Below are 8,225 nucleotides of genomic sequence, written 5' to 3' on the forward strand. Positions count from 1 at the left end.
ATTTTGTTGAATGAAGCCTAACCTATTAAAATTAAATGACAACTTCACGAAACACGATTGCGGCGCACCATAGGAATGGATCGTTTTACGTAAGGTCTTATTAACGCCGTAAAATTGACAAATTAAAAGGAACGTTTTGCGTCAAACTGGTATTATCCCCGAGTTTGCGGAATAATATTTTACATTTCTTCACAACCGTTGCGAAACAGCAACGCGGCCTCAATTCATTATTCCTGAGATTTCGATAGAATTTTTTGCAGTGCAAAAACGGCATTCCCGCTGGAAAACCAGATCCGCAGGAGTAAGCCGTTTCAAGCTTAAAAAACCGAGGATGTTTCCACCATCGGATGCCTTCACAATAGAAGTCATTTCGGGTGGCTACGGCATCCCTCGTGCGTTTTAAAACAAAGACGGCCATGTGAAACCTGTCTCGTTCAGATTGAACCAGACAGGTTTTCATTTTTCGAATGATCGTTTGCTTTGCCGGGAACCCGGTTTCCGCTTTGCCTGGAAATGCTCCGGACAACCTCCAGGAGGTCAACCCGCCTCGTTGACCCGTTGCAGGGCCACAGCCAGCACGCCGCGCTGCTCCTCCAGTTCGGCAAGCCGCTGACGCTCAGCGGCGACGACGTCTGGATCGGCATTGGCGACAAATTTCTCGTTGCCGAGCTTCTTGCGGCCCTTCTCGATATCCTGATCGACCTTGCCGATGGACTTCTCCAGACGGGCGCGTTCAGCACCAAGATCGATCAGGCTGCCGAGCGGCAGGCAGGCCGTGGCCTCACCGACGATCACTTGGGCCGAGCCCTTTGGGGCTTCCGGCCCATGGCTGATGTCACCCACCCGCGCCAGCCGCTTGATGGCGGCTTCGTGATGCTCCAGCCTGGAGCGGGTCACGCCGTTGGCACCAACGACGGTGAGCGGTGCGACGGCGGAAGGCGGCACGTTCATTTCCGCGCGGGCCGAGCGAATGCCGCTGACCAGATCCACCAACCAGTTGATATCGGCAGCCGCCTGCTCATCGCTGAAGGTCAGAACCGGCCAGTCGGCATGGCACAACAAGGTTTCGCGCTCGACACCCTCGCCTGCCGTATGCGCCCACAATTCTTCCGTCATGAACGGCATGAAGGGATGCAGCAGCTTGTAGGTCTGCTCCAGCACATAGGCAGCGCAAGCCTGGGCTTCAGTCTTGGCAACTTCGTCTTCACCGGCAAAGACCGGCTTCAGCAATTCCAGGTACCAGTCGCAGAACTGGTTCCAGACGAAGCGATAAAGCGCACTGGCCGCGTCATTGAAACGGAAATGTACGATGGCCTCCGTGACCTCGCGTTCAGCCCGCGTCAGTTCGGTCAGAATCCACCGGTTGATAGCCAGTGTTGTTGCCTCGGGCAAGAAGGACGGATCGGACTTCACACCGTTCATCTCAGCAAAACGGGTGGCGTTCCACAGCTTGGTCCCGAAATTGCGATAGCCCGCAACACGCGCTGTATCCAGCTTCACGTCGCGGCCCTGGGCAGCCATGATGGTCAGCGTGAAGCGCAACGCATCAGCGCCATATTCATCGATCAGCTCCAGCGGATTGATGACATTACCCTTGGATTTCGACATTTTTTGACCGTTCTTGTCGCGCACCAGCGCATGGACATAAACGGTTTCAAATGGCTCAACCGGATTGCCCGCTTCATCCTTCATGAAATGCAGGCTCATCATCATCATCCGGGCAACCCAGAAGAAGATGATGTCAAAACCGGTCACGAGGACATTGGTCGGATAGTAGCGCGCCACTTCCGGTGTTTTTTCCGGCCAGCCGAGCGTGGAGAACGGCCAGAGCGCCGAGGAAAACCAGGTATCGAGCACGTCTTCGTCACGGGTGAGGATCTCGCCCGGCTTGAAGTTCTCGATCTTGTCTTCCACGAAAGCCTTCATCGGCCCTTCATGCGACAGATAATGTTGAATGGCAGCGTGAAGCGCCGTTTCCTCGTCCTTTTCGACGAAGACCTGACCATCCGGACCATACCAGGCCGGAATCTGGTGTCCCCACCAAAGCTGACGTGACACGCACCATGGCTGGATATTCTCCATCCATTCGTAATAGGTCTTGTCCCAATTCTTCGGCACAAATTTGGTGCGGCCCTCGCGCACGCTGTCGATGGCGGGCTTGGCCAGCGTTTTGGCGTCCACATACCATTGCTCGGTCAGGCGCGGCTCGATCGGCACGCCGCCGCGGTCGCCATGCGGCACCGTGTGTTTATGCGGCTCGATCTTGTCGAGCAGCCCTTCCGCCTCGAAGATCTCGACGATCTTCTTGCGGACGAAGAACCGGTCCTGGCCTTCCAGCTCGGCCCAGACCATCTGCTGTTCGCGGCTCGGTGTCAGTCCTTCCAGGAAATCGTCATTCTCGACAATGGTCACAGTCGCATCGATATTGAGGATGTTGATCATCCTCAGGCCCGCACGCTTGCCAACATCAAAGTCGTTGAAATCATGGGCGGGCGTCATTTTTACAGCGCCGGTGCCAGCCGTCGGATCGGGATATTCGTCACCGACAATAGGGATTCTACGGCCAACGATCGGCAGGATCACATGCTTGCCAATGATCGACTGATAGCGCTCATCATCTGGATGAACGGCAATGCCGGTATCGCCCAGCATGGTTTCCGGACGGGTGGTGGCGACCACGAGATAGTCGCGGGTCTCCCATTCCGTCGCCTTGCCGTCTTCATCGAAGGCAACAGGATGCTGGTAGGTCACACCTTCTTCCAGCGGATAGCGCAGGTGCCAGAGGTTGCCGTTGACCTCATGCTGTTCGACTTCCAGATCGGAAATCGCCGTCAACAGCTTGGGGTCCCAATTGACGAGGCGCTTATCCTTGTAGATCAGCCCCTGCTTGTAGAGGGTGACAAAGACTTCCAGAACCGCCTCGGACAGGCCTTCGTCCATGGTGAAACGCTCACGCGACCAATCGCAGGATGCGCCAAGCCGCTTCAACTGGTTGAAGATCAACCCGCCCGATTCGTCCTTCCACTCCCAGACCTTGTCGATAAACGCATCACGGCCCATCTCGCGACGCCCCGGCAACTGCTTTTCCATCAATTGCCGCTCGACAACCATCTGCGTTGCAATGCCGGCATGGTCCATGCCCGGCTGCCACAGCACATCCTTGCCGCGCATCCGCTCGAAGCGGATCATGATGTCCTGCAAGGTATTGTTGAGCGCGTGGCCCATATGCAGCGACCCGGTCACATTCGGCGGCGGGATAACGATGGTGAAGCTTTCCGCACCCGGTTTGGCATTGACACCGGCGCGGAATGCCTCCGCCTCATCCCAGGCCTTGGCGATTTTCGGTTCTACGCTTGCGGAATCATAGGTCTTATCGAGCATGTTCTGACCAGACATTAAGGCCCTACCGGTTCACGGGAACGCGGGTGGACGTTGGATTTCATTGTTTTCGTCAATCACGTGGTAAAGCGGACAGGTCGCGCAGTGTCAAGAAAGGAAAGCAAAAAGCCGCCCATTCACAAGGCGGCTTCCGATTGTTCCAGTTCGACGTTTTCATACGCACGCTTGCCGGGAGCAGCCTGCGGTAACGCTCTCTTAGCGGCGCGGACCACGCGCAATACGTTCGATTTCTTCGCGCACCAGACGCTCAACCAGCGTCGGCAGATTGTCGTCAAGCCAGTCCTGCAACATCGGCCGCAACATATCCTGGGCGATTTCATCCAGCGACCTGCGCTGCTGGCCATCGACGACAGCTGCCAGTTCCTCAAAGGACTTGGCCACCTGCGCACCGGCCTGCATGGACAAAAGCGCGCCTTGCCGATTATCGGCCCTGTTATCGTCCTGCATATCTGCCTCTTCGGCCTGCTCCTGAGGCGCGACCGAAGCCTGAGCCACAGGTTCCGACTGCAACAACGCTTCGATATGGCGCTGGCTGGCGCTCATGGCTTCCGGTTCGGCGATTCGCGCCTGTGCCAGGGGCCGCACGTGCCCCATAGGCCCTGCTTGCTCCGTAGCAATCTCGCGAAAACCACCGATGGTGTCAGACATGTAGGAAGAGACCCCACGACCATCGCGCGATTGCGGCTCTTGCTTGGAAAAAGCGGGGGGAAATTCAGAAGGAAACTCGGCAACACCAGGCTCTTCGCGCCGCTCGGACGTGGCGCGCACCCGCGCTGCCAGATCGGCAAGCGACACCGGCTTTGCGGCATGCCTTGCGCCATCTGCAATCTGCTGTCCGCCAACGCCCATATCACGGGTAGGCTCACGACCTTGATCGCCCGTCACCTCGGAGAAACGGTTTGCAGCAGATGCCGTCGTCTGAGCCGGACCGGGCTGGTTGGCCGCAACCGGCAGATCCATCGGCACAGCCTCGACAGAAAATGCGTTACCGGCAATATCCAGCTCGTCCACTTCACTGTCATAACCATAGGCATCATCGAAAGACCGGGCGGGTGCCGGTTCATTGCTTTCGATAATCCGGCGAATGGAGGCCAGGATCTCTTCCATGGACGGTTCACGCGATACATTCGGCTGGGCCATTACATTCCCCATTTGGCTTCAAACCCCATCGGCTTTTGCCATGTGATTCGCTTGACCTTAGGATACCCCTTTGCTCGAGGAAATCGCCTTCAAAAGCTTAAGGCCCAAAATACACAGCTTTATGAGTTCAATCGAGGATTGTTTCGCCAGCCGAGCCGAATTATCCGCAATGAAGGGCATGATACCAAGGCGAGGACATGCTCACAAATCCTCGCCTTGAACGCATTGCAAATATCTCAAATGCATCCGGCGCTTGAAATATTTGCAAAGGGAATACCAACTGCCCTTATCAATGACCCCTTGGGTTTACTTGCCGTTGGCAGCCCGCAATCCGAACCACTTGTCCTTGACGGCATCGTAATGCTCTTCTGCCTTATATTCCGCCACTTGCAATCCCTGGCTCCTGACCGTCAAGGTGCCGGTCGCCGCGAGCAACGAGTAGCTGGCCACCACTTCATTGCGCTGTGCATTCACCAGGCTTTCCTGAGCGTCGAGTGCGGTCTGCTGCGAGTTCAAAACGTCAAGGGTGATCTTCTGGCCGACATTGCGCTCCTCGATAACGCCCTGCAAGGCGAGCTTAGCGGCAGCAACCTGCTTGCGGCCCGAGGTGATGGCCGCCGTTGCGGCTTGCATCTGGGCAAACGCGGTCATGATCTGCTTGCGCACGCTCAATCGGGCGTAATCGACTTTCAGTTCCTGCGCACCAACGGTTTCCTTGGCTTTGCGGATCTGACCATATTCCGAACCGCCCTGATAGAGCGGAATTTTCACCTGCGCTGTAATCGAGGCCGCAGAATAATCGCGATCGGTCGACTCGCTTGGATTATCCGTATTGTGCCGATCGAGGCTGCCTTGAAGGCTGACGCCTGGAAGCAGGCTGCCTTCCGCCGATTTCACCTGATATTGCGCCGACGTTACCGCATGCAGCGCGGCAAGCACGCTGGGATGCTCCCTGATTCCCAAAGCAACGGCCTTATCGAGATTGGTCGGCATCGCCTTGGTGGCCCGCACCGGCTGGCGCACATCCTTCGGCATCTCGCCAACGACCTGCATATAGGATGCTTCGCTCTGTCTCAGTTGGGCGATAGCAGAGGCCAGCAGACTGTCGGCACCCGCCAGTTGCGCCTCTGCCTGGCTAACATCGGTTTTAGTGCCTTCGCCCACCTCAAGCCGCGCATTGGCAGCCTTGAGCTGTTCTTGAAGGAAGCTCAGGTTCTGGCGGCGGATACTGACAATCTGCTGGTCCCGCGCCACATCGGCATAGGCCTGGGCTGCGCCGAGCAGGATCTGGATCTCATCCGCCTTCATGCTTTCCCGATTGGAAAGCACGCCCGCTTCTGAGGAGCGCACATTGTTCAGCGTCTGGAAGCCGTCGAAAATCTGCTGGGTCAATGTCAGTTGCACGTCGGATTTATAATAATCCGCAGAATATTTATCCGCCGGCAAATTGCCGATGGCAGTGCCGTTGAAATTACCGAAGGAAGACTGAGTGCCGGAGACGGAAAAGCCCAGCTGCGGCCTGTAGCCAGCCTTAGCAATCGTCACGCTTTCATCCGTTGCCCTCAAGGCGGCACGCACCGAGTTCAGATCGGGATTGTTCTTATAAGCCTTTTCCATGGCACCGAAGATGGTTTCGGCATGCAGCACGGCAGGTTGAAAAAACAGCGGAAGAAATGCTGCGGCATAGGCCACGTTACGAAGGCTCGACAAGGATACATCTCCCAACTTTAATTAAGCCAAGGCCCCATCCATCATGGAAGGGCCGGCCCCGCAGGACCGCCTGAATGTTTTACTAGCATTCTCATGTGAAGCCGATTCTCTCCAACTTGTCACCAACATTGGAAACGGCTCTCACCCCTCCCCGGCGTTGCTGACAAGATGGCGATAGACTCATCATCAAACTGCGACAGCCCTTATTCTAAGGCCCTAGATTGCGTGAAGCTGACCACAAATCATCCTGGGAGAATTCATAGGCTAAGCCCACAGACTTACAGGAATTTGACAAGCGACTGACAGCTCACATTTTCAAGCCGCCTAAAAATCAATGATATAAACAATTCAGCGAAAACAGCTTTAAAACAAGAAACAACCACCCGGTTGTCCACAACCAAAACAGCAAAAAAATAAAAAAATGCAACCACTCTGCGGATATGGATAATCGAGCAGTCCGGGGCAATGTCAGTGCTTGAAGGTCTGAACCAGATCCTCGCCCAAAGGCATTTTGAACATCTCAAATGCACCGAGGAGTTGAGATATTCAAAAACGCAATACGAACGATCATTCACAATGACCGTTCGTAAACCTCGTGCAGCAATGATCAGAATACAAATTCGCGTGCTTTTTCAAAGCCGGGAAGCGGCTTGATCGAAGCATTGAAAAGCGAACTTGTCGAAACCGACCCACCGGCCTTGACGAAAACATGCGCACGGACGGCACGGCCGCTACCGACCACGCCAATCAAACGACCACCGTCACGCAATTGATCGAACAGTGCCGGTGGCACTTCCTCGACCGACCCACTCAGGAAAATCAGATCGTAAGGAGCTTCCTTGGCATAACCAGCCTCAAGCGGACATTGAACGACCGTGACATTCGCGGCACCCAGCTTTTCAAGATTAGACTTGGCAGCGCTGGCCAGTTGCTCATCGCTTTCAACGGCAAAAACCGCCCCAGCCAGTTTGCCGAGCAAAGCCGAGACATAACCGGTGCCCGCTCCGATTTCCAAAACCAGTTCACTGCGACCGATTTCCGCCAGTTGCAAAAGCTTGGCAAGGGGCGACGGATCCATCAGATAGCGACCCGGAGCGACCTGAATATCTTCATCGATATAAGCCAGGGCTTTCAGATTGTCCGGTACAAAGGCTTCCCGCGGTACGGACAGAAAAGCCGAAAGCACGGAATGAGAGGTTACATCCGTCGTTCGAATTTGGCCGTCCACCATTTTCGCCCGCGCTGCTTCAAAATCGATCATATCGTTGCCCATTTTACACCGGTTGCGTTTGCTGCGGGACACCGCCGGCAAACAATCCAAAGCCGCCGCCCCGACATGTTCCGAAGCGGCTCCATATCACCGCTCGCCGCGTCTCCGATGACGGAAAACAACGCCGTAGAACCTGAGAGCTGCTACTGCCAAGGGCGCCATCCCCACAGGGATCACACCATTTGCTATAGTGTGTTTAATCGGCGGCAACGCAGCTTTCAAGCCATGTCGGGCAAGAGGCTCTAAAATCTCTGCCTGCAATGGAGTAAGACCCGCAAGGCTCTTGCATTTTCCAACCTGGATCTGAGCCGTTCAAGCCCGGATGGCGTTGCGCATGGAGACATGAAGCTTACCGCAGTGCAATTGCATTGAGCACAAATCAACCCAATATTGGTCAATCTACCCCTAGTAATTCAGTGTATTTTTTCTGCGTCCTAGATTACGAGTCAATTCGTGGGGACTGAATCAAAACAATACCCGAATCAGACAGCAGGTGAAATGTATTACAACGGCACGATGCCATCAGATTTGATGGAGATTGCTGTGGATACAGCCTGCGAAAAATTCACCCTACCGTATTTGCTAGGAATTGAGCATCCCACTCGCATATCAACTCAAGTAAACATTGCAGACGGCGCGACCATGATAAAACCGAGAGACATCGTTGGAAGCTCAATCAAGGAATTGGCCTTCTGCTCACAATACA

At 55.1% G+C, this 8,225-nt stretch carries 5 protein-coding genes; 1 reads left to right on the forward strand and 4 read right to left on the reverse strand.

Annotated elements, in window-relative coordinates:
- Positions 1-537: 537 nt before the first annotated feature.
- The 4 genes from ASB66_RS14760 to ASB66_RS14775 all read right to left on the reverse strand — a co-directional run bounded on the left by ASB66_RS14760 (position 538) and on the right by ASB66_RS14775 (position 7,510).
- The gene (locus ASB66_RS14760) at positions 538-3,381 is read right to left on the reverse strand and encodes a valine--tRNA ligase (protein ID WP_060716789.1); all 2,844 of its coding nucleotides are present in this window, start codon (positions 3,379-3,381) and stop codon (positions 538-540) included.
- Positions 3,382-3,594: 213 nt separating this feature from the next.
- Complete coding sequence (locus tag ASB66_RS14765; protein ID WP_060716790.1) at positions 3,595-4,539, reverse strand: PopZ family protein; 945 nt, start codon at positions 4,537-4,539, stop codon at positions 3,595-3,597.
- 306 nt (positions 4,540-4,845) lie between these two features.
- Positions 4,846-6,249 carry a TolC family outer membrane protein gene (locus ASB66_RS14770; protein ID WP_060716791.1) on the reverse strand — a complete coding sequence of 468 codons (1,404 nt, stop codon included), beginning with the start codon at positions 6,247-6,249 and terminating at the stop codon, positions 4,846-4,848.
- Positions 6,250-6,856: 607 nt separating this feature from the next.
- Positions 6,857-7,510 carry a protein-L-isoaspartate O-methyltransferase family protein gene (locus tag ASB66_RS14775; protein ID WP_060716804.1) on the reverse strand — a complete coding sequence of 218 codons (654 nt, stop codon included), beginning with the start codon at positions 7,508-7,510 and terminating at the stop codon, positions 6,857-6,859.
- A 462-nt stretch (positions 7,511-7,972) separates the two neighbouring features.
- Here ASB66_RS14775 and ASB66_RS26575 point away from each other — a divergent pair.
- Positions 7,973-8,225, forward strand: a 253-nt coding sequence (locus ASB66_RS26575) for a hypothetical protein (protein ID WP_206781796.1), incomplete at its 3' end; no start/stop codon positions are given.

It is taken from the genome of Gillisella vitis, assembly GCF_001541345.2.
Lineage (GTDB): Bacteria > Pseudomonadota > Alphaproteobacteria > Rhizobiales > Rhizobiaceae > Allorhizobium > Allorhizobium vitis.

Coding starts and splice junctions, on each gene's coding strand:
- ASB66_RS14760 (WP_060716789.1), bottom strand. CDS start 3,381: ATGCTCGATAAGACCTATGATTCCGCAAGCGTAGAACCGAAAATCGCC.
- ASB66_RS14765 (WP_060716790.1), bottom strand. CDS start 4,539: ATGGCCCAGCCGAATGTATCGCGTGAACCGTCCATGGAAGAGATCCTG.
- ASB66_RS14775 (WP_060716804.1), bottom strand. CDS start 7,510: ATGATCGATTTTGAAGCAGCGCGGGCGAAAATGGTGGACGGCCAAATT.